This is a genomic window from Erwinia sp. S38 (genome assembly GCF_016624545.1).
Taxonomy (GTDB): domain Bacteria; phylum Pseudomonadota; class Gammaproteobacteria; order Enterobacterales; family Enterobacteriaceae; genus Erwinia; species Erwinia coffeiphila.
This window is the reverse complement of the sequence record NZ_JACVTS010000023.1, coordinates 43,103-67,167: the sequence shown is the minus strand read 5'-3', so window position 1 is coordinate 67,167 and position 24,065 is coordinate 43,103. Positions and strand designations below refer to the sequence as shown.

25 protein-coding genes are annotated in these 24,065 nt (G+C 54.6%); 21 read left to right on the top strand and 4 right to left on the bottom strand.

Translation table 11 applies throughout. The annotated features are described in order from the left end of the window. Positions 1-27 precede the first annotated feature (27 nt). The 8 genes from IBT46_RS21655 (at position 28) to IBT46_RS21620 (ending at position 7,914) form a co-directional block, all read left to right on the top strand. A complete protein-coding gene (locus tag IBT46_RS21655; RefSeq protein WP_105591048.1) occupies positions 28-1,092 on the top strand; it encodes a PhoH family protein in 1,065 nt (354 codons plus the stop codon). After that, positions 1,089-1,556, top strand: coding sequence for an rRNA maturation RNase YbeY (ybeY, locus tag IBT46_RS21650; protein ID WP_200547372.1), 468 nt, complete (start codon positions 1,089-1,091; stop codon positions 1,554-1,556). Before IBT46_RS21655 ends, ybeY begins: the two co-directional genes overlap by 4 nt. A gap of 83 nt (positions 1,557-1,639) precedes the next feature. Beyond that, complete coding sequence (corC, locus tag IBT46_RS21645) at positions 1,640-2,518, top strand: CNNM family magnesium/cobalt transport protein CorC (RefSeq protein ID WP_105591046.1); 879 nt, start codon at positions 1,640-1,642, stop codon at positions 2,516-2,518. Positions 2,519-2,525: 7 nt separating this feature from the next. Continuing rightward, a complete protein-coding gene (gene lnt, locus IBT46_RS21640) occupies positions 2,526-4,067 on the top strand; it encodes an apolipoprotein N-acyltransferase (protein ID WP_200547371.1) in 1,542 nt (513 codons plus the stop codon). Between the two features lie 589 nt (positions 4,068-4,656). Then, on the top strand, positions 4,657-5,577 hold the full coding sequence (locus IBT46_RS21635) for an amino acid ABC transporter substrate-binding protein (RefSeq protein ID WP_105591044.1): 921 nt from the start codon (positions 4,657-4,659) through the stop codon (positions 5,575-5,577). A 193-nt stretch (positions 5,578-5,770) separates the two neighbouring features. Continuing rightward, positions 5,771-6,511, top strand: a complete 741-nt coding sequence (locus tag IBT46_RS21630) for an amino acid ABC transporter permease (protein ID WP_123336620.1) — start codon at positions 5,771-5,773, stop codon at positions 6,509-6,511. Beyond that, entirely contained in the window at positions 6,511-7,188 is a 678-nt protein-coding gene (gene gltK, locus IBT46_RS21625; RefSeq protein WP_200547370.1) for a glutamate/aspartate ABC transporter permease GltK, read from the top strand. The genes IBT46_RS21630 and gltK overlap by 1 nt, the downstream gene beginning before the upstream one ends. After that, on the top strand, positions 7,189-7,914 hold the full coding sequence (locus IBT46_RS21620; protein WP_105591041.1) for an amino acid ABC transporter ATP-binding protein: 726 nt from the start codon (positions 7,189-7,191) through the stop codon (positions 7,912-7,914). It begins immediately after the preceding gene. Between the two features lie 91 nt (positions 7,915-8,005). Here the strand turns inward: IBT46_RS21620 and IBT46_RS21615 are convergent, their stop codons facing one another. Beyond that, positions 8,006-8,488, bottom strand: coding sequence for a zinc ribbon-containing protein (locus IBT46_RS21615; RefSeq protein WP_105591040.1), 483 nt, complete (start codon positions 8,486-8,488; stop codon positions 8,006-8,008). A 228-nt stretch (positions 8,489-8,716) separates the two neighbouring features. Here IBT46_RS21615 and leuS point away from each other — a divergent pair, with 228 nt between their 5' ends. The 13 genes from leuS (at position 8,717) to lipA (ending at position 22,317) form a co-directional block, all read left to right on the top strand. Next, on the top strand, positions 8,717-11,299 hold the full coding sequence (leuS, locus tag IBT46_RS21610) for a leucine--tRNA ligase (protein WP_200547369.1): 2,583 nt from the start codon (positions 8,717-8,719) through the stop codon (positions 11,297-11,299). Positions 11,300-11,313: 14 nt separating this feature from the next. Beyond that, entirely contained in the window at positions 11,314-11,910 is a 597-nt protein-coding gene (gene lptE, locus IBT46_RS21605; RefSeq protein ID WP_200547368.1) for an LPS assembly lipoprotein LptE, read from the top strand. Next, complete coding sequence (gene holA / locus IBT46_RS21600) at positions 11,907-12,938, top strand: DNA polymerase III subunit delta (protein ID WP_200547367.1); 1,032 nt, start codon at positions 11,907-11,909, stop codon at positions 12,936-12,938. The genes lptE and holA overlap by 4 nt, the downstream gene beginning before the upstream one ends. Then, positions 12,931-13,611 (top strand): nicotinate-nucleotide adenylyltransferase, encoded by a 681-nt coding sequence (nadD, locus tag IBT46_RS21595; protein WP_200547366.1) that lies wholly within the window; start codon positions 12,931-12,933, stop codon positions 13,609-13,611. The genes holA and nadD overlap by 8 nt, the downstream gene beginning before the upstream one ends. 49 nt (positions 13,612-13,660) lie before the next feature. Beyond that, positions 13,661-13,978, top strand: coding sequence for a ribosome silencing factor (gene rsfS / locus IBT46_RS21590; RefSeq protein WP_105591035.1), 318 nt, complete (start codon positions 13,661-13,663; stop codon positions 13,976-13,978). A gap of 3 nt (positions 13,979-13,981) precedes the next feature. Further along, positions 13,982-14,452: a 23S rRNA (pseudouridine(1915)-N(3))-methyltransferase RlmH gene (rlmH, locus tag IBT46_RS21585; protein WP_105591034.1), complete on the top strand. Its 471-nt coding sequence runs from the start codon at positions 13,982-13,984 to the stop codon at positions 14,450-14,452. 33 nt (positions 14,453-14,485) lie between these two features. Further along, positions 14,486-16,390: a peptidoglycan DD-transpeptidase MrdA gene (gene mrdA, locus IBT46_RS21580; RefSeq protein ID WP_105591033.1), complete on the top strand. Its 1,905-nt coding sequence runs from the start codon at positions 14,486-14,488 to the stop codon at positions 16,388-16,390. A 5-nt stretch (positions 16,391-16,395) separates the two neighbouring features. Next, on the top strand, positions 16,396-17,508 hold the full coding sequence (mrdB, locus tag IBT46_RS21575; RefSeq protein WP_200547365.1) for a peptidoglycan glycosyltransferase MrdB: 1,113 nt from the start codon (positions 16,396-16,398) through the stop codon (positions 17,506-17,508). Positions 17,509-17,519: 11 nt separating this feature from the next. Continuing rightward, positions 17,520-18,644 carry an endolytic peptidoglycan transglycosylase RlpA gene (gene rlpA, locus IBT46_RS21570; RefSeq protein WP_200547364.1) on the top strand — a complete coding sequence of 375 codons (1,125 nt, stop codon included), beginning with the start codon at positions 17,520-17,522 and terminating at the stop codon, positions 18,642-18,644. 98 nt (positions 18,645-18,742) lie between these two features. Then, entirely contained in the window at positions 18,743-19,954 is a 1,212-nt protein-coding gene (gene dacA, locus IBT46_RS21565) for a D-alanyl-D-alanine carboxypeptidase DacA (protein WP_200547363.1), read from the top strand. Positions 19,955-20,111: 157 nt separating this feature from the next. Continuing rightward, the gene (ybeD, locus tag IBT46_RS21560) at positions 20,112-20,375 is read left to right on the top strand and encodes a DUF493 family protein YbeD (RefSeq protein ID WP_105591029.1); all 264 of its coding nucleotides are present in this window, start codon (positions 20,112-20,114) and stop codon (positions 20,373-20,375) included. A gap of 84 nt (positions 20,376-20,459) precedes the next feature. After that, positions 20,460-21,128, top strand: coding sequence for a lipoyl(octanoyl) transferase LipB (gene lipB / locus IBT46_RS21555; protein ID WP_200547362.1), 669 nt, complete (start codon positions 20,460-20,462; stop codon positions 21,126-21,128). A gap of 223 nt (positions 21,129-21,351) precedes the next feature. Further along, positions 21,352-22,317 carry a lipoyl synthase gene (gene lipA / locus IBT46_RS21550; protein ID WP_200547361.1) on the top strand — a complete coding sequence of 322 codons (966 nt, stop codon included), beginning with the start codon at positions 21,352-21,354 and terminating at the stop codon, positions 22,315-22,317. A 65-nt stretch (positions 22,318-22,382) separates the two neighbouring features. On the opposite strand, the gene tatE is transcribed toward lipA, so the two are convergent. The 3 genes from tatE to IBT46_RS21535 all read right to left on the bottom strand — a co-directional run bounded on the left by tatE (position 22,383) and on the right by IBT46_RS21535 (position 23,922). Continuing rightward, positions 22,383-22,586: a twin-arginine translocase subunit TatE gene (gene tatE / locus IBT46_RS21545; RefSeq protein ID WP_200547360.1), complete on the bottom strand. Its 204-nt coding sequence runs from the start codon at positions 22,584-22,586 to the stop codon at positions 22,383-22,385. Positions 22,587-22,692: 106 nt separating this feature from the next. Continuing rightward, positions 22,693-23,493, bottom strand: coding sequence for a deaminated glutathione amidase (locus IBT46_RS21540; RefSeq protein ID WP_200547359.1), 801 nt, complete (start codon positions 23,491-23,493; stop codon positions 22,693-22,695). 3 nt (positions 23,494-23,496) lie between these two features. Beyond that, entirely contained in the window at positions 23,497-23,922 is a 426-nt protein-coding gene (locus tag IBT46_RS21535) for a GNAT family N-acetyltransferase (protein WP_200547358.1), read from the bottom strand. Positions 23,923-24,065 lie beyond the last annotated feature (143 nt).

The following is a 24,065-nucleotide window of genomic DNA, read 5'->3' as shown; positions in this document are numbered from 1 at the left end:
TGGCCCTGAGTGACCCAAAGGATTAGTTTGAATATTGAAACACGTGAAATTACTTTAGAACCGGCCGATAACACCCGGCTGTTGAGCCTCTGTGGTCCGTTCGACGACAACATTAAGCAGCTGGAGCGCCGTCTTGGGATTGAAATAAATCGCCGCGATAATGCGTTTAAGCTGGTAGGCCGTGCGCTCTGCGTTAATGCCGCCGTGGATATCCTGCGCGATCTCTACGTGGATACGGCCCCCGTACGTGGCCATATCCCGGATATCGACCCGGAGCAGATCCACCTGGCAATCAAAGAGAGCCGGGTACTGGAGCAGACCGCTGAGAGCGTGCCTGACTTTGGTAAAGCGATTCACATTAAGACCAAGCGCGGCGTCATCAAGCCACGTACGCCTAATCAGGCGCAGTATATTGCCAATATTCTCGACCACGACGTTACTTTTGGCATCGGACCTGCGGGTACCGGTAAAACCTACCTTGCTGTGGCCGCAGCAGTAGACGCCCTTGAGCGACAGGAAATACGCCGTATCCTGCTGACCCGCCCGGCAGTGGAAGCCGGCGAGAAGCTGGGTTTCCTGCCCGGCGATCTCAGCCAGAAGGTCGATCCTTATCTGCGTCCGCTGTATGACGCCCTGTTTGAGATGCTGGGCTTTGAGCGCGTAGAGAAACTGATTGAGCGCAACGTAATCGAAGTGGCTCCGCTGGCCTATATGCGCGGGCGTACCCTGAATGACGCGTTTATCATTCTGGACGAAAGTCAGAATACCACCATCGAACAGATGAAGATGTTCCTGACGCGTATTGGCTTCAACTCAAGAGCGGTGATTACCGGTGACGTGACCCAGATCGATCTGCCGCGCAACCTGAAATCCGGCCTGCGCCACGCGATTGAAGTGTTATCTGACGTACCGGAACTGAGCTTCAACTTCTTCCACAGTGAAGACGTCGTGCGCCACCCGGTCGTTGCCCGAATTGTTATTGCCTATGAAGCCTGGGAAAGTGCCGATCAAAAACGGCGCGATGCCCTGGCAGAAGAACGTAAACGTGAAGCGCTCGCCCTACAGCAGGCTGCTTCACAGGAGCCCAAATGAGTACAGTCATTCTTGACCTGCAGTTAGCCTGTGAAAGTGAGCAGGGGCTGCCACCGGAAGCCGATTTCCGCCGCTGGCTGGAAGCGGTGCTGCCGCAGTTTCAGCCGGAAAGTGAAGTCACCATTCGCGTGGTGGATGAAGCCGAAAGCCATGAGTTAAACCATACCTATCGCGGCAAGGACAAGCCTACCAACGTGCTCTCTTTCCCGTTTGAAGCACCGCCGGGGATAGAGCTGCCCCTGCTGGGCGATCTGATTATCTGCCGTCAGGTTGTAGAACAGGAAGCGCTGGAGCAGGAAAAAGCGCTGGAGGCGCACTGGGCGCACATGGTGATCCACGGTAGCCTGCATTTATTAGGTTATGATCACATCGAAGATGACGAAGCCGAAGAGATGGAATCGCTGGAGACCGAGATAATGCTTGCTCTTGGCTATCCCGATCCGTACATTTCGGAGAAAGAATAAGTACTGGCGTATCCAGCTTGCTGTACGCCTTGCCCCTGCGGGGGCAGCCGATCCCTTAACAGAGAGACTAACTCAAAAACGCCATGAGCGATGACCATTCACAGAATAACGACAGTCCCAGTAGTAAAAAGGGATTTTTTAGCCTGATCCTCAACCAGCTTTTCCACGGTGAGCCTAAAAACCGTGATGACCTGCTTGAGCTAATCCGTGATTCCGAGCAGAACGAACTGATCGATCCGGATACACGGGATATGCTGGAAGGGGTGATGGACATCGCCGAACAGCGTGTACGCGATATTATGATCCCCCGCTCGCAGATGATCACGCTCAAGCGTAATCAAACGCTGGAAGAGTGCCTGGCGGTGATCATTGACTCTGCCCACTCGCGCTTCCCGGTGATCAGTGAAGACAAGGACCATGTTGAAGGCATCCTGATGGCGAAAGATCTGCTGCCGTTTATGAGCAGCAGTTCCGAGCCGTTCAGTATAGAAAAAGTTCTCCGCCAGGCCGTTGTGGTGCCGGAAAGTAAGCGTGTTGACCGCATGCTAAAAGAGTTCCGCTCGCAGCGCTACCACATGGCGATCGTCATTGATGAGTTTGGTGGCGTTTCCGGTCTGGTGACCATCGAAGATATTCTCGAATTGATCGTCGGTGAAATTGAAGATGAATATGACGATGAGGAAGATCGTGATATCCGTCAGCTGAGCCGTCATACCTATACCGTGCGTGCGTTAGCCCCGATTGAAGACTTTAATGAGGTATTCGGCACCCACTTCAGCGATGAAGAGGTGGATACCATTGGTGGACTGGTGATGCAGGGCTTCGGCCACCTCCCGGCACGCGGAGAGAGCATCGAAATCGACGGCTACCAGTTTAAAGTCGCCATGGCCGACAGCCGCCGTATCATCCAGGTCCATGTCAGGGTTCCGGAAAACTCGCCACAGCCCACTCTGGAAGAGTAATTACCTTATGGCAATTGCCTCAATTTGCCAGCGCCAGCGGGTTCGCCTGCTGCTCGCGCTGTTAACGGGTGCCGCTGGCACCCTTTCTTTCTCACCCTATGATTTCTGGCCTGCCGCCCTTGTTTCTCTAATCGGGCTCCAGGCGCTGACGCTGAACCGCACAACGCGGCAGGCCTGCGCAATTGGCTTCGCATGGGGCTTCGGCCTGTTCGGCAGCGGTATTAACTGGGTCTATGTCAGTATCGCCACTTTTGGCGGTATGCCAGGGCCGGTGAATATCTTCCTTGTGGTTCTGCTGGCGGCCTATTTGTCGCTGTATCCGATGCTGTTTACCACCCTGCTAAACCGCCTGTTCCCAAAAACCACGCTGCTGCGCCTGGTGCTGGCAGCGCCGGTGCTCTGGCAGGTAACAGAGTTTTTACGCGGCTGGATCTTAACCGGCTTCCCGTGGCTGCAGTTCGGCTACAGCCAGATTAACGGCCCTTTAAAAGGGCTGGCACCGCTGCTCGGTGTGGAAGGCATCACTTTCCTGCTGATGATAATAGCGGGTCTGTTGGTCTTCGCCGCCAATCAGCGGCGCTTGAGTGCGGGTATCATCGCCCTGGCCCTGCTTTTACTGCCGTGGCCGCTGCGCCTGATCAACTGGTTCCAGCCGCTGCCGGAACGCACCGTTGACGTGGCGCTGGTACAGGGCAACATCGCACAATCGATGAAATGGGACCCTAACCAGCTGGTTAATACGCTAAAAACCTATACCGCGCTCAGCCGTCCATACGTTGGTAAAGCGCCGATTATTATCTGGCCTGAGTCAGCCATTCCCGATCTGGAAACGCGCCAACAGCCGTTCCTGAAAGAAGTTGATGAGCAGCTTCGCAACGGCGGCAGCAGCTTGATTACCGGTATTGTTGACTCACGCCTCGAAAATAATCGCTACCACGATTACAACTCGATTATCGTGCTGGGTGGTCCAGAGCCTTACAACTACTTCAGCGGCAACCGCTACCAGAAGAATCACCTGGTGCCTTTTGGTGAATTCGTTCCGCTGGAATCGCTGCTGCGTCCGCTGGCGCCGTTCTTCGATCTGCCGATGTCCTCTTTCAGCCGTGGCAGCTACGTTCAGCCGCAGCTCAAAGTGGCGGGCTTTAATCTGACCGCCGCGATTTGCTACGAAATCGTACTGGGCCAGCAGGTGCGGGATAACTTCCAGCCGGATACTAACTTCCTGCTTACAATCTCAAACGATGCCTGGTTTGGCCATTCCATTGGCCCATGGCAGCATCTGCAAATGGCGCAGATGCGCGCGCTGGAGTTGGGTCGTCCTCTGCTGCGCAGCACCAATAATGGTGTAACGGCTATCGTGGACGCCAAAGGGGATATCAGCCAGATTATCCCTCAGTTCACTGCCGAGGTACTCTCCGCAAAAGTCACGCCGACTACGGGCCTGACGCCTTACGCGCGTATCGGTAACTGGGGCGTGTGGTTTATCACGCTGCTCTTCGCAGCGGTGGGTGGGCTGCGCTGCTGGCGCTCGCGCGGGTCTCAACGTTAAATCTTACGGAGCCAGTCTTCAACGCTGGCTCCATATTTTGTGCCTTACTCACATTACTCTCCTACTGTTACCTTCGCGACATTTTCCCTCGCCAGATCTTTTTTGCCTTAACCACTTCTTACTTTCCATCTCTGCGATTTTCACATTCTGTTCTTCAAACGCATATATCCTCTTCACCAACGATCTGCCTTCCGCTTTCTGGCTGGCCGTAGCCCTCTCGATCGCATGCATCATCCTGCTCGCCGTTTATGCTGCACTTTTGTTAAAAAACCGCCGTTGGCACGATGATTGCAAAATATTTCCGTGAAAACGTGTGTCGCCCTCAATAAAGTCACGATGAAACGCCGAGCGCACTAAAACAGGGCATTTAGCGCACCACCATGAGGCAACCCGAACCGTCAGGCGCCAGATTGGTGCGGCATAACTCGCAAAAAGGAAACTTTTTCGTATCCTGCCGTTAACATTCGGCTATGTTATTTGAGAAAGACCACGTTAACCGCTGTACATAAAACAGATAAACAGCTGGAAATACACACAACATCACGTCGGCGTAGTTTAATTAACGCCACAACTGCAAAGGAGTTGGAACATGAAATTACGGAAACTGGGGCTTTGCCTTGCACTGGCTGGTTTTGCCTCCGGTATTGCACATGCGGAAGACGCTGCACCACAGGCCGCTGATGCACAAACTCAGACCCTGGAAAAAATTGCTAAAAACGGCGTCATCGTCGTGGGCCACCGTGAATCATCCGTCCCGTTCTCCTACTACGATAATCAGCAAAAAGTGGTGGGTTATTCTCAGGCATACTCCGACGCCATCGTTGAAGCTATCAAAAAGAAACTCAACAAGCCTGACCTGCAGGTTAAACTGCTGCCAATCACGTCACAGAACCGCATCCCGCTGCTGCAAAACGGCACCTACGATTTCGAGTGCGGTTCCACCACCAACAACCTGGAACGCCAGAAACAGGCCGCGTTCTCTGACAGCATCTTCGTTGTGGGTACCCGCCTGCTGGTGAAAAAAGGTGGCCCGATTAAAGACTTCGCTGACCTGAAAGGGAAAAGTGTCGTAGTGACTTCGGGTACAACGTCTGAAATTCTGCTGAACAAGCTGAATGATGAGCAGAAAATGGACATGCGCATTATCAGCGCGAAAGACCACGGTGACTCCTTCCGTACCCTGGAAAGCGGCCGCGCGGTGGCCTTTATGATGGATGACGCACTGCTGGCCGGCGAACGCGCAAAAGCGAAGAAACCGTCTAACTGGGAAATCCTCGGCACGCCACAGTCACACGAAGCCTACGGCTGTATGCTGCGTAAGGGCGATGGCGAATTTAAGAAGCTGATGGATGACACCATCGCGCAGGCACAGACGTCCGGCGAAGCGGCAAAATGGTTTGATAAATGGTTTAAACAGCCAATCCCACCGAAAAACATGACCATGGACTTCGATCTGTCTGACGATATGAAAGCGCTGTTCAAGTCTCCTAACGACAAGGCAATGAATTAATAACGAAAATAAAGGGCAGTCTGCTGCCCTACGATTGTTGAACACAGGCCCGGACAGACACGGCCTGGCTGATGTGGCACTCAGTCACGCAGCCTGGCTAAGGTATTAAGCGGTCGTTCCCCGTAGCGTACATCAGGGCCTCTCATCAATCTTCAGGGTAGCAGCCGCTACCCTTTTTTTACCGGAGTCGTTTATGTCAATTGATTGGAACTGGGGTATCTTCCTGCAACAGGCCCCGTTCGGTAATACCACCTACCTTGGCTGGCTATGGTCTGGTTTCCAGGTCACCGTTGCCGTCTCAGTCTGCGCCTGGATTATCGCTCTGCTGGTTGGATCGCTGTTTGGCATTTTGCGCACCGTTCCTAACCGATGGCTGTCTACGCTGGGCACCTGCTACGTTGAGCTTTTCCGCAACGTACCGCTGATCGTCCAGTTCTTTATCTGGTATCTGGTTATCCCGGAGCTGCTGCCCGAAAGCATCGGTATGTGGTTTAAATCAGAGCTGGACCCGAATATTCAGTTCTTCACCTGTTCGGTACTCTGCCTGGGGCTGTTTACCGCCGCGCGCGTGTGCGAGCAGGTCCGTGCCGCCATTCAGTCTCTGCCGTCCGGGCAGAAAAACGCCGGTCTGGCGATGGGGCTGACGCTGCCACAAACCTACCGTTACGTCCTGCTGCCTAATGCCTATCGCGTTATCGTGCCGCCAATGACCTCTGAAATGCTGAACCTGGTGAAAAACTCGGCGATCGCGTCAACCATTGGTCTGGTGGATATGGCGGCGCAGGCGGGCAAACTGCTGGATTACTCCGCGCACGCCTATGAATCATTTACGGCTATTACGCTGGCCTATATCGCCATCAATGCGGTGATTATGCTGCTGATGAGCCTGGTTGAACGTAAAGTGCGCCTGCCCGGCAATACGGGAGGAAAATAATGTACGAATTTGACTGGAGCACCATCGTGCCCAACCTGCCGTTCCTGTGGAACGGTATGGTTGTTACCCTGAAAATCACAATTACGGCGGTGATTTTTGGCATCATCTGGGGCACCCTGCTGGCGGTAATGCGGCTGTCGTCGATTACCGTTGTCAGCTGGTTTGCCCGCCTGTACGTCAACCTGTTCCGCTCAGTGCCGCTGGTGATGGTACTGCTGTGGTTCTATCTGGTGGTACCGAGCTTCCTTCAGCAGGTCCTGGGGCTGTCGCCCAAAACGGATATCCGCCTGATTTCAGCCATGGTGGCCTTCTCACTGTTTGAAGCCGCATACTACTCCGAAATTATCCGCGCCGGGATACTGAGTATTGCTCGTGGTCAGGGCAACGCAGCGCTGGCGTTGGGGATGACCAAGTGGCAGTCAATGCAGCTGATCATACTGCCGCAGGCGTTTCGCGCGATGGTGCCGCTGCTGCTCACCCAGGGTATCGTTTTGTTCCAGGATACCTCACTGGTTTACGTTCTGAGCCTCGCCGATTTCTTCCGAACTGCCGATACCATTGGAATCAACAACGGTACGGAAATTGAGATGGTGCTGTTTGCCGGCGCGGTTTATTTTGTTATCAGCCTCAGTGCTTCGCTGTTGGTCAGCTACTTAAAGAAAAAAAGGACTGTTTAAATGATTACCCTGAAAAATGTTTCTAAGTGGTATGGTCAATTTCAGGTGCTGACCGACTGCTCAACGGAAGTGACGAAAGGTGAAGTGGTGGTGGTCTGCGGCCCTTCCGGCTCCGGTAAATCCACGCTGATTAAAACCGTCAACGGTCTGGAACCTATCCAGCAGGGCGTGATTGAAGTGAACGGCACTGCGGTGAATGATAAACGTACCAATCTTGCACAATTGCGTTCACGCGTTGGCATGGTGTTCCAGCACTTTGAGCTGTTTCCCCATCTTTCCATCGTTGAAAACCTGACGCTGGCCCAGGTCAAGGTTCTTAAACGTAATAAAGATGAGGCGCGTCAGAAAGGACTGAAGCTGCTGGAGCGCGTCGGGCTGGGAGCACACGCAAACAAGTTCCCGGGGCAGCTTTCCGGCGGCCAGCAGCAGCGCGTGGCCATTGCGCGCGCGTTGTGCATGGACCCGATCGCCATGCTGTTTGATGAACCCACCTCAGCGCTGGACCCGGAAATGATCAACGAAGTGCTGGATGTGATGGTCGAGCTGGCGAATGAAGGAATGACCATGATGGTGGTGACGCACGAAATGGGCTTTGCCCGCAAAGTGGCTAACCGGGTGATCTTTATGGACGAAGGTAAAATTGTGGAAGATTCACCGAAGGATGACTTCTTCAACAACCCACAGTCGGAGCGCGCAAAAGAGTTCCTGGCGAAAATCCTGCATTAAGACGGGCTTTTCATAGCTGAAAAAACGGTATCCGGAGAATGATATTTTCACTTTATCCGGATACCGATTTCACCCTTTTCAGGCTCGCAGCCTACGGTTCAAACGGCTGACGCTGAAACTGATCGTGCCCACACTCTGAGCAGCGGGTTAATACCTCCGGCGTATATATGGCGCGAGTGTACTGGCATTTCTCACATACCAGATTTCCCAACCCCACCACTTCACCGCTTTGATACACACCGTGATGATTCAGATCCTGAAACACTTCACGCCACTCAAGCTGGCTTTTATCTGTAATATCAGCCAGTTCTTTCCACAGGCTCTGGCGAATAACGCGCATAAACACGCTGTCGCCGAGTTCCTGTTCGTTTTCAGCATAGCTGCGCGCGAACTCTTCCAGATCGCGGCGAACCGCTCGCGTAACGTCATCAATTTCGCTGCGGGTCAGTTCGCCACGGTTATTCATCCGCTGCCGTGCGCTTTCTACCAACGCATCAATGTCACGCTCGCCCTGCTCCAGGCGCTTCGTTAAGGATGAAATAAACTCGCGATAGTACTGAGCAACCTTGTTCATGGACTCTCCTTATTGATAACGAAAGCATTTCCCTATCATTCTAGTTCCTGTACAAAAAATCCGGCTTTTCATTGCACAAATTTGCCGCAGCGCTTCCAGCTTAAAGAGAAATGCCGCCTCGCCGCTCGCTTACTGTTGTTGCGTTGGGGGGGGATCAGCTATGCTATGCGGATCTTAAATGAAATCAGAAATAAGCTTAGCGCTATTCAAAAAGGACCACTGGCAGCCATGCAAGAGCAATACCGCCCGGAAGAGATAGAATCCCACGTCCAGAAACACTGGGATGAGAAGCAAACGTTCAAAGTGACCGAAGAGGAAGGTAAAGAGAAGTATTACTGCCTCTCAATGCTACCCTATCCTTCTGGCCGCCTACATATGGGCCATGTGCGAAACTACACCATCGGTGATGTGATTTCTCGCTACCAGCGCATGCTGGGTAAAAACGTGCTGCAGCCTATCGGCTGGGATGCATTCGGTCTGCCTGCGGAAGGCGCGGCGGTAAAAAACAATACCGCTCCGGCTCCGTGGACCTACTCCAATATCGACTACATGAAGAACCAGCTGAAGCTGCTCGGCTTTGGCTACGACTGGAGCCGCGAACTGGCGACCTGTCAGCCTGAGTACTATCGCTGGGAACAGTGGTTCTTCACCAAGCTGTACGAAAAAGGCCTGGTCTATAAAAAGACTTCCGCGGTGAACTGGTGCCCGAACGATCTGACCGTGCTGGCCAACGAGCAGGTGATCGACGGCTGCTGCTGGCGCTGTGACACCAAAGTTGAGCGTAAAGAGATCCCGCAGTGGTTTGTGAAAATCACCGCCTACGCTGACGAACTGCTGAACGACCTCGACACGCTGGAAAGCTGGCCTGAGCAGGTTAAAACCATGCAGCGTAACTGGATTGGCCGCTCTGAAGGCGTGGAAATCGAGTTCAACGTTGCGGACAGCGAAGAAAAACTCAGCGTTTATACCACCCGCCCTGATACCTTCATGGGTGTAACCTACCTGGCCGTGGCCGCAGGTCATCCGCTGGCTGCTGCCGCTGCCGCATCGAACCCGGCGCTGGCTGACTTCATTGCTGAATGCCGGAATACCAAGGTTGCCGAAGCGGATATGGCCACCATGGAGAAAAAAGGCATGGCCACCGGCCGCTTTGCGGTACACCCGCTGACCGGCGAGCAGGTTCCTGTATGGGTCGCTAACTTTGTACTGATGGAGTACGGCACAGGTGCAGTGATGGCAGTGCCTGGCCACGACCAGCGCGACTGGGAATTTGCTACCAAATACGGTCTGACCGTTAAGCCGGTTATTCTGGCCGCAGACGGCACGGCGCCGGACCTGAGCGCTTCGGCAATGACCGAAAAAGGTACGCTGTTCAACTCCGGTGAGTTTGACGGCCTGTCGTTTGAAGACGGCTTTAACGCGATTGCCAATAAGCTGGCTGAGAAAGGCGTCGGCGAGCGTAAAGTCAACTACCGTCTACGCGACTGGGGGGTTTCCCGTCAGCGTTACTGGGGTGCACCAATTCCAATGGTGACGCTGGAAGACGGCACCGTGATGCCAACCCCGGAAGATCAGCTGCCGGTTATCCTGCCGGAAGACGTGGTGATGGATGGCATTACCAGCCCGATTAAAGCCGATCCTGAGTGGGCTAAAACCACGGTTAACGGCCAGCCTGCGCTGCGTGAAACCGATACGTTTGACACCTTTATGGAGTCATCCTGGTACTACGCGCGCTACACCTGCCCGGACTATGATAAAGGCATGCTGGACCCGGCCGCGGCCAACTACTGGCTGCCGGTCGATCAGTACGTCGGTGGGATTGAGCACGCAATCATGCACCTGCTCTATTTCCGCTTCTTCCACAAACTGCTGCGCGATGCAGGTCTGGTGACGTCCGACGAACCGGCTAAACGCCTGCTGTGCCAGGGGATGGTTCTGGCCGATGCGTTCTACTACACCGGTAACAACGGCGAACGTAACTGGGTCTCTCCGGTTGATGTGACCGTTGAGCGCGACGAGAAAGGCCGTATCACCAAAGCATCCGATGCCGCTGGCCATGAGCTGATTTACGCGGGCATGAGCAAAATGTCGAAGTCGAAAAACAACGGCATCGACCCGCAGGTGATGGTTGAGCGCTACGGTGCAGATACCGTTCGTCTGTTTATGATGTTTGCTTCTCCGGCAGATATGACTCTGGAATGGCAGGAATCCGGCGTTGAAGGGGCGAACCGCTTCCTCAAGCGCGTATGGAAACTGGCCTTTGAGCACAGTGAAAAAGGCGCAACCGAAGCGCTGGATATCGCTTCACTGAACGACGAGCAGAAATCGCTGCGCCGCGACCTGCACAAAACCATCAGCAAAGTCAGCGATGATATTGGCCGTCGTCAGACCTTCAACACCGCTATCGCTGCGATTATGGAGTTGATGAACAAACTGCTCCGTGCGCCGCAGGAAACCGCCCAGGACCGCGCGCTGATGCAGGAAGCGTTGCTGGCCGTTGTCCGTATGCTGTATCCGTTTACCCCGCACGCCAGCTTCGTGCTGTGGCAGGCGCTGGGCGGTAAAGGCGAAGTAGATAATGCACCATGGCCGCAGGCTGATGAATCAGCGATGGTTGAAGACTCGCTGCTGGTGGTTGTTCAGGTTAATGGTAAAGTTCGCGGTAAAGTGACCGTTGCAGCAGACGCGACTCAGGAGCAGGTGCAGGCTCGCGCAGCACAGGAGCATCTGGTGGCGAAATATCTCGACGGCGTTACCATTCGTAAAGTTATTTACGTGCCGGGTAAACTGCTTAACCTGGTTGTGGGTTGATGTCAGGAGGAATTGTGCGACATCCGATAGTCTCTCTGCTTGTTGGCCTGGCGGTGTTGATCACCGCTGGTTGTGGCTACCATCTTCGCGGTACGACCTCTGTACCTGCTGAGATGAAAACGCTGGTGTTGGATTCGTCCGATCCTTATGGTCCGCTGGCTCGTTCGGTGCGTGAACAGCTGCGCCTGAATGATGTGAAGATTCTGGATAGCACGGATAAAAATACCGAGGTGCCATCGTTACGTCTTCAGGGCGAGCGTATCAATCGCGATACCGCGTCGATCTTCCAGGATGGTAAAACGGCTGAATACTCAATGATGATGGTCGTCAGCGCTCAGGTACTGGTGCCGAATAAAGGCATCTACCCGATCAGCACCACCGTTTATCGTTCATTCTTTGATAACCCGCTGGCCGCACTGGCAAAAGATTCTGAACAGCAGATTATCATTAGTGAAATGCGTACTCAGGCATCACAGCAGCTGGTGCGTAAACTGCTGACGGTGCATGCGGCAGAGAACGATTCATCGATCAATACGCTGGATCGTACGCCATCTTCAGTCGATCACCTGCATTCTGACAATGCAGTGTCGGACGATTCCTACACCCGATGATCAGGATTTACCCTGAACAGCTAGGCGCGCAGCTCCGTGAGGGGCTGCGCGCCTGCTACTTATTAAGCGGTAATGAGCCGCTGCTGCTGCAGGAATCACAGGATGCTATCCGTGATGCCGCCCAGCTGCAGGGCTTTACCGAACATCATAGTGCCACGCTGGATGCCAGCACCGACTGGCAGTCAATTTTCGCGCTCTGCCAGGAACTCAGCCTGTTTTCTTCCCGCCAGACGCTGTTACTGATCCTGCCGGAAAATGGCCCTAACGCAGCGATGAACGAGCAGCTACTCACCCTATCTGGCTTGCTGCACAGCGATATCCTGCTGATCCTTCGCGCGGCTAAACTGACCAAAGCGCAGGAAAACAGTGCCTGGTATAAGGCGTTGAGCAGCCAGGGTGCCACTATCCCCTGCCAGACACCGGAGCAGGCACAGCTGCCTCGCTGGGTCAGTGCGCGGGCGAAAAAAATGCAGCTGACGTTAGACGATGCCGCCAGCCAGCTGCTGTGTTACTGCTATGAAGGAAATCTGCTGGCGCTTTCACAGGCGCTTGAACGGCTGTCGCTGCTGTGGCCGGACGGAAAGCTGACGCTGCCTCGGGTTGAGCAGGCGGTCAGCGACTCGGCACATTTCACCCCTTACCACTGGGTTGACGCTCTGCTGGCCGGAAAAAGTAAGCGTGCACTTCATATTTTGCGCCAGATGCGCAATGAAGATAGCGAACCGGTGATCCTGCTGCGTACCCTGCAGCGCGATCTGCTGCTGCTGGCAACGCTTAAGCGCCAGATGGCCCACACACCGATGCGCACGCTGTTCGATCAGCATCGCGTGTGGCAAAACCGCAGAACGCTGTTCAGCGAGGCGCTACAGCGACTGTCATCTGCGACCCTGACCCAGGGCATTCATCTGCTGGCGCGCATTGAACTGACGCTCAAGCAGGATTACGGCCAGTCCGTATGGTCTGAACTGGAAATGCTGGCACTGCTCCTTTGCCATCCGGCCTTCCCGGCGAGCTTCTGCGATGTCTGATAAAACAGAGCTTCATGCCCTTTATGGTGGCACGTTTGACCCGATTCACTACGGACATCTGAAACCCGTTGAAGCCCTGGCGGCGCTGGCCGGTTTGCATACCGTGACGCTACTGCCGAACAACGTGCCACCCCATCGCCCACAGCCGGAAGCCTCTCCGGCACAGCGGATCGAAATGGTCAGGCTGGCGATTGCGGGAAATCCGCTGTTCGATCTCGATCTGCGGGAAATGCAGCGCGACACGCCCTCTTTCACGGTTGATACGCTGGATGAACTTCGCCAGGAACGCGGAGTGAAGCAGCCACTGGCGTTTATTATCGGCCAGGATTCGCTGCTCACCCTGCACAAGTGGCACCGCTGGCAGGATCTCCTGTCGCTGTGTCACCTGCTGGTGTGCCAGCGTCCGGGCTACAGCAGGGAAATGACCACGCCGGAACAGCAGCAGTGGCTTGCGAAGCATCTGGCCAAACGGCCTGAAGAACTGCACCAGCAGCCCGCCGGTAAAGTTTTTTTGGCTGAAACGCCACTGGTTTCAATTTCTGCAACCGAGATCCGCGATCGCCTTCATCAGGGCCACCCTGATGCCGATTTGCTTCCACCGTCGGTCAGTGAATTTATCGCGCGTGAGGGTTTATATCGGAACCCAAATCCGCATGCTATACTGCGCCGCTAATTTTTTGGGGCATCAGCCCAACACGAACTCAATCCCAAGGGGGAACCTTTTGCAAGGTAAAGCACTCCAAGACTTCGTCATTGATAAAATCGACGATCTGAAAGGCCAGGACATTGTTGCTATCGACGTCCAGGGCAAATCCAGCATCACCGACTGCATGGTTATCTGCACCGGTACTTCGACCCGTCACGTGGTTTCAATTGCGGAACACGTTGTGCAGGAAGCTCGTCTGGCAGGTCTGCGTCCGTTTAGCGTAGATGGCCGCGCCGCCGCCGATTGGGTTGTTGTCGATCTGGGTGAAATTATTGTTCATGTCATGCAGGAAGAGAGCCGCAAGCTCTACGAACTGGAAAAGCTCTGGAGTTAAGCCGTGAAGCTGCAGCTGGTTGCCGTCGGCACAAAAATGCCCGACTGGGTACAGACGGGATTTATGGAGTATCTGCGGCGCTTTCCGAAAGATATGCCGTTCGAACTGGTCGAAGTCCCTGCCGGGAAACGCGGTAAGAATGCCGATATCAAACGTATTCTGGAAAAAGAAGGCGAGATGATGCTGGCGGCTACCGGAAAAGGCAACCGCATCGTGACGCTGGATATACCCGGCCAGCCGTGGGAAACCCCACAGCTCGCCAGTCAGCTGGAACGCTGGAAGCAGGACGGGCGTGATGTCAGCCTGCTGATCGGTGGTCCGGAAGGCCTGTCACCCGCCTGCAAGGCTGCGGCGGAACAAAGCTGGTCACTCTCGGCGCTGACCCTGCCCCATCCGCTGGTACGCGTTTTGGTTGCAGAGAGTTTGTATCGTGCATGGAGCATTACTGCGAATCACCCCTATCATCGTGAATAACGAACTGGGTTAACCGGACAGACAAAGCAGCGGATGAAATTACAACGTAACTCCTTTCGTGACTATACCGCCGAACAGACGCTGTTTGTTCGTCGGGCGCTTATCGCATTTTTGGGCATTCTTGTGCTCTCCGGTGTGCTGGTGGTCAACCTTTACCACCTGCAAATCGTCCGCTTTGAAGATTACAGCACCCGCTCTAACGAAAACCGTATCAAGCTGGTACCGGTCGCACCGAGCCGCGGCATAATTTATGACCGAAACGGCATTCCGCTGGCGCTAAACCGCACCATCTATCAAATTGAACTGGTGCCGGAAAAGGTCGATAACCTGCCGCAAACGCTGCAGGAGCTGAAGCCGATCGTCGATCTGACCGACGAAGATATCGAAGCCTTCCAGAAAGAACGTAAACGCTCACGCCGTTTCACCTCTATCGCACTGAAAACCGGTCTGAACGATGTTCAGGTTGCGCGATTTGCCGTTAACCAGTACCGCTTCCCTGGCGTCGAAGTCAAAGGCTATCAGCGCCGCTACTATCCGTACGGATCGGCATTGACCCACGTGCTCGGCTACGTCTCCAAGATCAACGACCGCGACGTCGAGCGACTGGATAAAGAAGGCAAATGGCCAAACTACGCCGCCACCCACGATATCGGCAAGCTGGGGATCGAACGCTACTACGAAGACGTCCTGCATGGGAAAACCGGCTACGAAGAGGTGGAAGTTAACAACCGTGGCCGGGTTATCCGCCAGCTTCATGAGCAGTCTCCGCAGGCTGGTCGTGATATCCATCTGACTATCGACCTCAAGCTGCAGCAGTACATAGAAACGCTGCTGGCGGGAAGCCGTGCAGCGGTGGTGGTGTCCGATCCACGTAACGGTGAGCTGCTGGCGATGGTTTCCATGCCAAGCTATGACCCGAACCTGTTTGTTGACGGTATCTCCAGCAAGGACTACAACAGCCTGCTGCATGATGAAAACCGTCCACTGATCAACCGTGCTACCCAGGGGGCCTATCCCCCGGCTTCCACAGTGAAGCCGTATATTGCCGTTTCTGCGCTGACGGCAGGCGTCATTACTCGCAACACCAGTCTGTTTGATCCCGGCTGGTGGCAGCTGCCGGGTTCTGAAAAGCGCTTCCGTGACTGGAAGCGCTGGGGCCATGGCCGCCTGAACGTCACCAAGTCTCTGGAAGAGTCGGCGGATACCTTCTTCTACCAGGTGGCCTACGATATGGGCATCGACCGGCTGAGCGAATGGATGAGCAAATTCGGCTACGGTCACCTGAGCGGCATTGACCTGGTGGAAGAGACACCAGGCAATATGCCAACGCGCGACTGGAAAATGAAGCGCTTTAAAAAGCCGTGGTACCAGGGTGACACTATTCCGGTGGGGATCGGCCAGGGATACTGGACTGCAACGCCGGTACAGATGAATAAAGCACTGATGATCCTGATTAATGACGGTGTGATTAAAACGCCGCATCTGATGATGGACACCATGCAGGGCGAAACCAAAATCCCGTGGCGTCAACCTGCGGCGGCGCCGATCGCCGATATTCATACCGGCTACTGGGAAATTGCCAAAGACGGCATGTACGGCGTGGCAAACCGGCCAAACGGAACCGCGCGTAAAAGCTTTGAAGATGCGCCGTATAAAATCGCCGCTAAATCAGGTACTGCCCAGGTATTCGGCCTGAAAGCCAATGAAACTTATAACGCCCATAAGCTGACCGAACGTCTGCGCGACCACAAGCTGATGACCGCCTTTGCGCCGTACGATCATCCCCGTGTTGCGGTTGCGATGATCCTGGAGAACGGTGGCGCAGGCCCGGCCGTCGGTACGATCATGCGCCAGATCCTCGATCATATTATTTTGGGCGATAACAATACCAACCTGCCTGACGCTGCGCCTACGCCGCCGGGCTATGAAGGTGAATAACCGGTATGAACGATAGCCGTCAGAAACAGTCAATCTGGACCCGAATCCATATTGATCCGACATTTTGCCTGATCATTGTCGCCTTGCTGATTTACAGTGCGCTGGTGATGTGGAGCGCCAGCGGCCAGGACCCAGGCATGATGGAGCGTAAGATTGGCCAAATCGCCATGGGCATCCTGGTGATGCTGGTGATGGCGCAGATCCCGCCACGCGTTTACGAAGGCTGGGCCCCCTATCTTTACATCGTCTGTGTCATATTGCTGATTGCCGTGGATGCTTTCGGTCATATCAGTAAGGGTGCGCAGCGCTGGCTGGACCTGGGTATTGTCCGTTTTCAGCCTTCTGAAATTGCCAAAATCGCCGTACCGCTGATGGTCGCGCGGTTTATCAACCGTGACGTCTGTCCACCAACGCTGAAGAATACCGCCATCGCGCTGGTGCTGATCTTTATGCCCACTCTGCTGGTTGCCGCCCAGCCAGACCTCGGCACATCCATTCTGATTGCCGCTTCCGGACTGTTTGTGCTGTTCCTGTCCGGGATGAGTTGGCGCCTGATTGCCGTTGCCGTAATTCTGGTGGCGGCTTTTATTCCGGTACTCTGGTTCTTCCTGATGCATGATTATCAGCGCGATCGCGTAATGATGCTGCTTGACCCGGAAAGCGATCCGCTTGGCGCCGGCTACCATATTATTCAGTCCAAAATTGCCATCGGCTCCGGTGGCCTGCGCGGTAAAGGCTGGCTGCACGGCACACAGTCACAGCTGGAATTTCTGCCCGAACGCCACACCGACTTTATTTTTGCCGTACTGGCGGAAGAACTGGGACTGGTCGGCGTGCTGATCCTGCTTATACTCTACGTGCTGCTGATCATGCGCGGGCTGATGATGGCGGCTCGTGCACAGACTACGTTTGGCCGCGTGATGGCGGGAGGATTAATGCTGATCTTCTTTGTCTATGTTTTTGTTAATATTGGCATGGTCAGCGGTATTTTACCGGTGGTAGGGGTGCCGTTACCGCTGGTAAGCTACGGTGGTTCAGCCCTGATAGTATTGATGGCCGGGTTTGGGATCATTATGTCGATTCACACCCATCGAAAACTGTTGTCGAAGAGCGTTTAAGAGGCATAGACATGCGTAAGGATTGGCTTTGGATTGCCCTGGCATCAGCCATGCTGGCAGCCTGCACCACAGATACAGAGCAGCAGGCCCCGGCCCCGCAGCAGCAGACTTACAACGGCCCGGTGGTGGAAATTGGCGGAGCAGAACCACGCTATGAGCCGATCAATCCAGGCACCAGCCAGGATTACTCGGTGAATGGCAAGACCTACAAAGTCATCAAGGACCCTTCCAACTTTAGCCAGGTCGGCCTGGCCACCTCATACGGTGAAGAAGTCGGTGGAAATCGCACGGCCATTGGTGAAGTCTTCGATCCCAACGCGTTGACCGCTGCGCATCCCACGCTGCCGCTGCCGAGCTACGTTCGCGTAACTAACCTGGCAAATGGCCGAATGATTGTGGTACGGGTTAACGATCGTGGCCCGTATACGCCAGACCGGATTATCGACCTGTCGCGAGCAGCCGCCGATCGGCTGAATACCTCCAACAATACTCGGGTACGCCTCGACTATATTGCCGTTGCTCCTGACGGAACGCTCTCTGGCCCTGGTACAATCGGTACTACGGTAGCAAAACAAAGCTACGCCCTCCCCGCTCGCCCCGAAATTGGTGCAGGACTGACGATGGGCGGTGGTGCTGCAATGTCACAACCGCAGACCTATGCCGCCCCGGCGGAGCAGGCTGAGCAGCAGAACGTTCGCGCGGTGGATAACAGCACGTTGAGCAGCGATGACAATGTTGGTGCGCCGGTACGCAGCGGTGGCTTCCTCGGTGCCGCTCAGCCGTTACGTAGCGGCGTACTTGAAGGTAGTGAGCCGGTCAGCGCACCTGCCGCCTCGGCAGCCTCTTCTGCTCCCCCAGCGGTTGTTGCGGCAGCGGCAGTCTCGCAGCCCGCGTCCGGCAGCGGAAATTATGTGGTGCAGGTGGGCGCGCTAAGCGACGGCACCCGCGCCCAGCAGCTGGCTAACAGCCTGGGCAAACAGTTTGGCGTCCGCGGCTCAGTCGACAGCCGTGGCAATGTTTATCGCGTTCAGCTGGGCCGTTTCAGTTCCCGCCAGCAGGCTGCTGCATTGCAGCAGCGGCTGGCAAATGAAGCCAACCAGCAGTCGTTTATTACCGTCGCACCAAATGCAATGTGATTCTGCCCGGCCCGTTGATTTAGCGCGGGTCGCTGTCAGAGGATTTTGCTATAGTGAGTCACTTTTTTTAACTTATCCAGGATGTTGTCGTTCTTAACATGCGCAATTTCACCTCTTCTCGACTGATCAAACGCCTGACGGTAGGATCGCTGATCGCCCTCAGCCTCAACGTTGTCGCCTATGCCGATGACGTAAACATTAAAACCATGATCCCGGGCGTGCCGGAAATTGATGCTGAAGCTTATGTCCTGATCGACTATAACTCCGGTAAAGTTCTGGCGGAGAAAAATGCCGATACCCGGCGCGATCCGGCCAGCCTGACCAAGATGATGACCAGCTACGTTATCGGCCAGGCGGTCAAAGCAGGTAAAATCCATCAGGACGATATCGTTACCGTCGGTAAAGATGCGTGGGCAACCGGCAATCCGGTGTTCAAAGGTTCTTCTTTGATGTTCCTCAAGCCCGGTGACCGCGTGCCGGTTTCCCAGCTAACCCGTGGTATCGTGCTGCAATCAGGTAACGACGCCTGCGTGGCAATGGCCGACTATGTTGCCGGTAGCCAGGATGCGTTCGTTGGTCTGATGAATAACTACGTCAAGGCACTCGGACTACAAAATACCCACTTCCAGACGGTTCACGGTCTGGATGCGGAAGGTCAGTACAGCTCTCCACGCGATATGGCGCTGATCGGTCGCGCGCTGATCCGCGATGTGCCGGATGAGTATGCGGTTTACCACGAGAAAGAGTTCACCTTTAACAACATCCGCCAGATGAACCGTAACGGTCTGCTGTGGGATACCAGCCTGAACGTTGACGGAATCAAAACCGGTCATACCGACGCGGCAGGCTATAACCTGGTGGCCTCCGCGACCGAAGGCCAGATGCGTCTGATCTCTGCGGTGATGGGTGGACGTACCTATAAAGGCCGTGAAACCGAAAGTAAAAAACTGCTAACCTGGGGCTTCCGCTTCTTTGAAACCGTGGCGCCGTTGAAAGCTGGCAAAGAGTTTGCTTCAGAGCCGGTCTGGTTTGGTAACAGCGATCGCGTACAGCTGGGCGTGGAAAACGATGTCTATCTGACGATCCCGCGCGGACGGATGAAAGATCTGAAAGCCAGCTACACGCTGAGCAATACCGAACTGCATGCGCCATTGCAGAAAAATCAGGTCGTGGGCAGCATCAACTTCCAGCTGGATGGCAAAACCATTGAACAGCACCCGCTGGTGGTCCTGAACGAAGTGCCGGAAGGCGGTTTCTTCGGTCGTATCGTGGACTACATCAAACTGATGTTCCACCACTGGTTCGGTTAATTCCGCACACAAAGGGACCGATCGCCGGTCGGTCCCTGCAAGAGAGCATGTTGGCCATGCGTCTGTCTCTTGAAATTATCCCGTATAATCCCCATATTGTTAGTATCTGTGAACTCCCGCAGCGACGGGGTTCCTTGTATGTGTTACCGGAGTCCATATGAAAACCAATCTTAAAGATCTGCTCGAATTCCCTACCTCTTTTACCTACAAAGTAATGGGGCTGGCACAGCCAGAGCTGGTCGATCAAGTGGTTGAAGTCGTGCAACGTCACGCGCCGGGCGACTACTCTCCGGACGTTAAGCCGAGCAGCAAAGGAAACTTCCATTCCGTTTCTATTACCATTACCGCCACACACATCGAGCAGGTTGAAACGCTGTACGAAGAGTTGGGCAAAATCGAAATTGTTCGGATGGTGCTGTAACCCCATATCTGGTGCGGGCATACTGGTTCTTGCCCTGCACCAGCGCTATACTTCACTTCTGCTTTTCTAACCGGATCGTGCGTTTTGTCTCCTGATACTCTGATTATTCGCCAGCTGGCTCTTCAGCCCTGGGCACCTGTCTCTCAAGCCATGCATCAGTTTACCGACCAGCGCAGCGAAGCCACGCCTGATGAAGTCTGGCTGGTGGAACACCCGGCGGTTTTTACCCAGGGCCAGGCCGGGAAAACTGAACATCTGTTGATGCCGGGGGATATTCCGGTGATGCAAAGCGATCGTGGCGGCCAGGTAACCTATCACGGTCCGGGTCAGCAGGTGATGTATGTGATGATTAATCTTAAGCGCCGCAAAGTGGGCGTTCGCCAGTTAGTCACCGCGCTGGAAGAGACGATTATCACCACCCTCGCCCAACTCGGTATTACCGCCAGCGCGCGCCCCGATGCTCCCGGAGTTTACGTCGACAACAAAAAAATTTGCTCACTGGGTCTGCGTATTCGTAACGGCTGTTCGTTTCACGGCCTGGCATTGAATATCGATATGGACCTCGCGCCGTTTCTGCGCATCAATCCCTGCGGCTATGCCGGCCTGGAGATGACGCACATTCACGCGCTGCGTCCTGAGGTCACGCTGGCATCCGTTCAGCCGCTGCTGATCGACAATTTTGCACGCCAGCTGGCAATTACCAACGTGCAGTGGAGCAAAGAGTGCGATTTACCGCTAAAATGTGCGCTCTGATTTACAATTCTGTAACGCTTTCTCGCACTGGCAGGCTGTTTCTGTAAACGAGAGATGATATAATTTTTATGCTTTTTCAAAAAAAGTTGAATTCACCCATACAATTTTACGTTGGAGCAGACGGTCAGACAGGCTGATGTCCGATAGTTAAAGGGTGTACCACAAACTCATTTAGTGTTTAGCGGGTACTTTCGCCGCAATCCAACCTGGAACTAGCAAGACTATGAGTAAACCGATTCTGATGGAACGCGGTGTTAAATACCGCGATGCAGACAAAATGGCGTTGATCCCGGTAAAAACCGTGATGACCGAGCGTACTGAAATACTGCGTAAGCCAGAGTGGATGAAAATCAAACTCCCAGCAGATTCCAGCCGCATTCAGGGCATTAAAGCCGCAATGCGTAAAAATGGTCTGCATTCCGTCTGCGAAGAGGCTTCCTGCCCAAACCTTGCTGAATGTTTTAACCACGGTACCGCGACCTTTATGATCCTTGGTGCCATCTGTACCCGCCGCTGCCCGTTCTGCGACGTTGCTCACGGCCGTCCTGTGACTCCCGACAGCAACGAGCCGGGTAAACTGGCGCAAACCATCGCGGATATGGCGTTGCGTTACGTGGTAATTACCTCCGTTGACCGTGATGACCTGCGTGACGGTGGTGCTCAGCATTTCGCTGACTGCATCACCGCCATTCGTGAGAAGAGCCCGAACATTAAAATTGAAACGCTGGTACCGGACTTCCGTGGTCGTATGGACCGCGCGCTGGAAATCCTTAACGCGTCCCCGCCTGACGTCTTCAACCACAACCTTGAGAATGTGCCGCGCGTTTACCGTCAGGTGCGCCCGGGCGCGAACTATGAGTGGTCACTGAAACTGCTGGAGCGCTTTAAAGAAGCGCATCCGAGTATCCCGACCAAATCAGGCCTGATGGTCGGACTGGGCGAAACTAACGAAGAAATCGTTGAAGTGATGCGCGATCTGCGTCGCCACGGCGTCACTATGTTAACGCTGGGCCAGTATCTGCAGCCAAGCCGTCACCACCTGCCGGTACAGCGCTACGTCAGCCCGGCTGAGTTTGATGAAATGAAGGCCGCAGCCATGGATATGGGCTTCACCCATGCAGCCTGTGGTCCGTTTGTACGTTCTTCTTATCATGCAGATATGCAGGCCAAAGGGCTGGAAGTGAAGTAATTCCGCGCTGCGGGCATAAAAAAACGGATGACCCAGTCATCCGTTTTTTTTTGCCTGAATCCTGCTCACTCTTTACGAGTTTGCTGTTCGGCCGGTTTATCTTCAGACACAGATTGCTTCGCAGCGGTGTCATCGTCGCTCATCGCTTTTTTAAACCCCTTAATGGCAGCACCTAAATCGCCGCCCAGCGTGCGCAATTTATTGGTACCGAAAAGCAGGACGATAAGCGCGCCAACAATCAGCAGTTTGCCGATACTTAAACCTTCCATATCTACCTTCTTCGCGTTAAGCAGTGGGGAAAGTCCCCGTATCAGCTGATTTTAACGCGGAGAAACGGCGCGGGTGCAGCAGCAATCTGTAACAGGATACGATCCGTCAGCGATTTTTAACGGCCAGTTCCGGTGGGGCAAAACGTCGATTAGCCAACACCGGCAGCGCCTGTCGCACGGCCACAATCCGCTGCGGGTCTACTTCTGCCGTTAGCAGAGCGGGAACCTCAGCCGCCCTGACCGTGGCAATGCCGAGTGGATCGACCAGCAGACTGTTGCCAATATTGCGTGGGCCGCACTCCCCGACTGCAAGCACGTAGCAGGTATTTTCCAGCGCCCTGGCAGTGACCAGAACGTCCCAGTGCATCTCTTTATGCGGGCCTCTTACCCACGCGGCGGGCAATACCAGCAGCGAAGCACCGTCCAGAACCAGCCGCCGTGCCATCTCAGGGAAACGCAAATCGTAGCAGGTCATCAGCCCGACCCTGATGCCCTCGACATCAATCAGCGGCGGCAGCTCATCACCCGCACTCACGTTGCGGGACTCCTGCATGGCAAAAGCATCGTACAGATGCAGCTTGTTATAGCGGGCGATAATCTCGCCGTGCCGAATAGCGATAAGCGTATTGAACACCCGACCTTCACCATCAGGCACGTGCAGCGTGAGTATCGTCGTGAGCGTATTTTGCTGGCTGGCTGAGAGCAGCTGGTTAACAAACGGTCCGTCCAGCGGCTGTGCCGAGCGCACACCCCAGTCAGGATTGTCGTTGTCCCGAGCCAGTACGGCTTCTGGCAGTACCAGCAGACTCGCCCCTTCACCCACGGCATCATGCATCAGCCCGATACAAATCTCCGCGTTTTCCTGCCATTCGCGGCGTACGGCAAACTGCCCGGCGGCAACTTTCATCGTTCAGCCCAGCTCCTTAACGTGGTAGCGCGGTGACTCTGTGAACCCTTCGCGCAGATAGAAGGCGTTGGCTTTTTCGCGTCGCTCATGGCAGTGAACCTCCATTCGGTCACAGCCGCGATCGCGGGCCAGCTGTTCTGCATACGCCAGCAGCTGCTGCCCGGCACCTTTGCTTCGTTCGCCTTCGGCGATGCAGAAATAGCTGATACGGGCAAAATCCCCCGCCAGCGCCAGCTGAGGAATAAAATGCAACGACAGGAATCCCAGCACCGTATTACCCTGCTCTGCCATTAGCAAACGCTCGGTGTCATCCGCGATCAGCTGTGCCAGCCGCCGCTCAATAAACGGAGCAGTACCCTCATAGCCCAACTCCGCCAGCAGCGCACTCAGGGCAAAAGCATCTCTTGATTCGGCAAGACGAATATTCATCCACACTCTCCAGACTAAGCCAGCTGTTAATACGATAAACGCTAACAGAAAAAACCTGTCATTGTTTATAGCCTCAGCCCGGCCATCCCCGCAAGGGGCCAGATCACAGCCTAATGTTACAAATGCTGATAAGTGTAATCCTA

What these genes read in the sequence shown, in the direction of transcription:
- ybeY (WP_200547372.1), top strand. Translation starts at nt 1,089, where the DNA reads ATGAGTACAGTCATTCTTGACCTGCAGTTAGCCTGTGAAAGTGAGCAG.
- corC (WP_105591046.1), top strand. Translation starts at nt 1,640, where the DNA reads ATGAGCGATGACCATTCACAGAATAACGACAGTCCCAGTAGTAAAAAG.
- lnt (WP_200547371.1), top strand. Translation starts at nt 2,526, where the DNA reads ATGGCAATTGCCTCAATTTGCCAGCGCCAGCGGGTTCGCCTGCTGCTC.
- IBT46_RS21635 (WP_105591044.1), top strand. Translation starts at nt 4,657, where the DNA reads ATGAAATTACGGAAACTGGGGCTTTGCCTTGCACTGGCTGGTTTTGCC.
- IBT46_RS21630 (WP_123336620.1), top strand. Translation starts at nt 5,771, where the DNA reads ATGTCAATTGATTGGAACTGGGGTATCTTCCTGCAACAGGCCCCGTTC.
- gltK (WP_200547370.1), top strand. Translation starts at nt 6,511, where the DNA reads ATGTACGAATTTGACTGGAGCACCATCGTGCCCAACCTGCCGTTCCTG.
- IBT46_RS21620 (WP_105591041.1), top strand. Translation starts at nt 7,189, where the DNA reads ATGATTACCCTGAAAAATGTTTCTAAGTGGTATGGTCAATTTCAGGTG.
- IBT46_RS21615 (WP_105591040.1), bottom strand. Translation starts at nt 8,488, where the DNA reads ATGAACAAGGTTGCTCAGTACTATCGCGAGTTTATTTCATCCTTAACG.
- leuS (WP_200547369.1), top strand. Translation starts at nt 8,717, where the DNA reads ATGCAAGAGCAATACCGCCCGGAAGAGATAGAATCCCACGTCCAGAAA.
- holA (WP_200547367.1), top strand. Translation starts at nt 11,907, where the DNA reads ATGATCAGGATTTACCCTGAACAGCTAGGCGCGCAGCTCCGTGAGGGG.
- nadD (WP_200547366.1), top strand. Translation starts at nt 12,931, where the DNA reads ATGTCTGATAAAACAGAGCTTCATGCCCTTTATGGTGGCACGTTTGAC.
- mrdA (WP_105591033.1), top strand. Translation starts at nt 14,486, where the DNA reads ATGAAATTACAACGTAACTCCTTTCGTGACTATACCGCCGAACAGACG.
- mrdB (WP_200547365.1), top strand. Translation starts at nt 16,396, where the DNA reads ATGAACGATAGCCGTCAGAAACAGTCAATCTGGACCCGAATCCATATT.
- rlpA (WP_200547364.1), top strand. Translation starts at nt 17,520, where the DNA reads ATGCGTAAGGATTGGCTTTGGATTGCCCTGGCATCAGCCATGCTGGCA.
- dacA (WP_200547363.1), top strand. Translation starts at nt 18,743, where the DNA reads ATGCGCAATTTCACCTCTTCTCGACTGATCAAACGCCTGACGGTAGGA.
- ybeD (WP_105591029.1), top strand. Translation starts at nt 20,112, where the DNA reads ATGAAAACCAATCTTAAAGATCTGCTCGAATTCCCTACCTCTTTTACC.
- lipA (WP_200547361.1), top strand. Translation starts at nt 21,352, where the DNA reads ATGAGTAAACCGATTCTGATGGAACGCGGTGTTAAATACCGCGATGCA.
- tatE (WP_200547360.1), bottom strand. Translation starts at nt 22,586, where the DNA reads ATGGAAGGTTTAAGTATCGGCAAACTGCTGATTGTTGGCGCGCTTATC.
- IBT46_RS21540 (WP_200547359.1), bottom strand. Translation starts at nt 23,493, where the DNA reads ATGAAAGTTGCCGCCGGGCAGTTTGCCGTACGCCGCGAATGGCAGGAA.
- IBT46_RS21535 (WP_200547358.1), bottom strand. Translation starts at nt 23,922, where the DNA reads ATGAATATTCGTCTTGCCGAATCAAGAGATGCTTTTGCCCTGAGTGCG.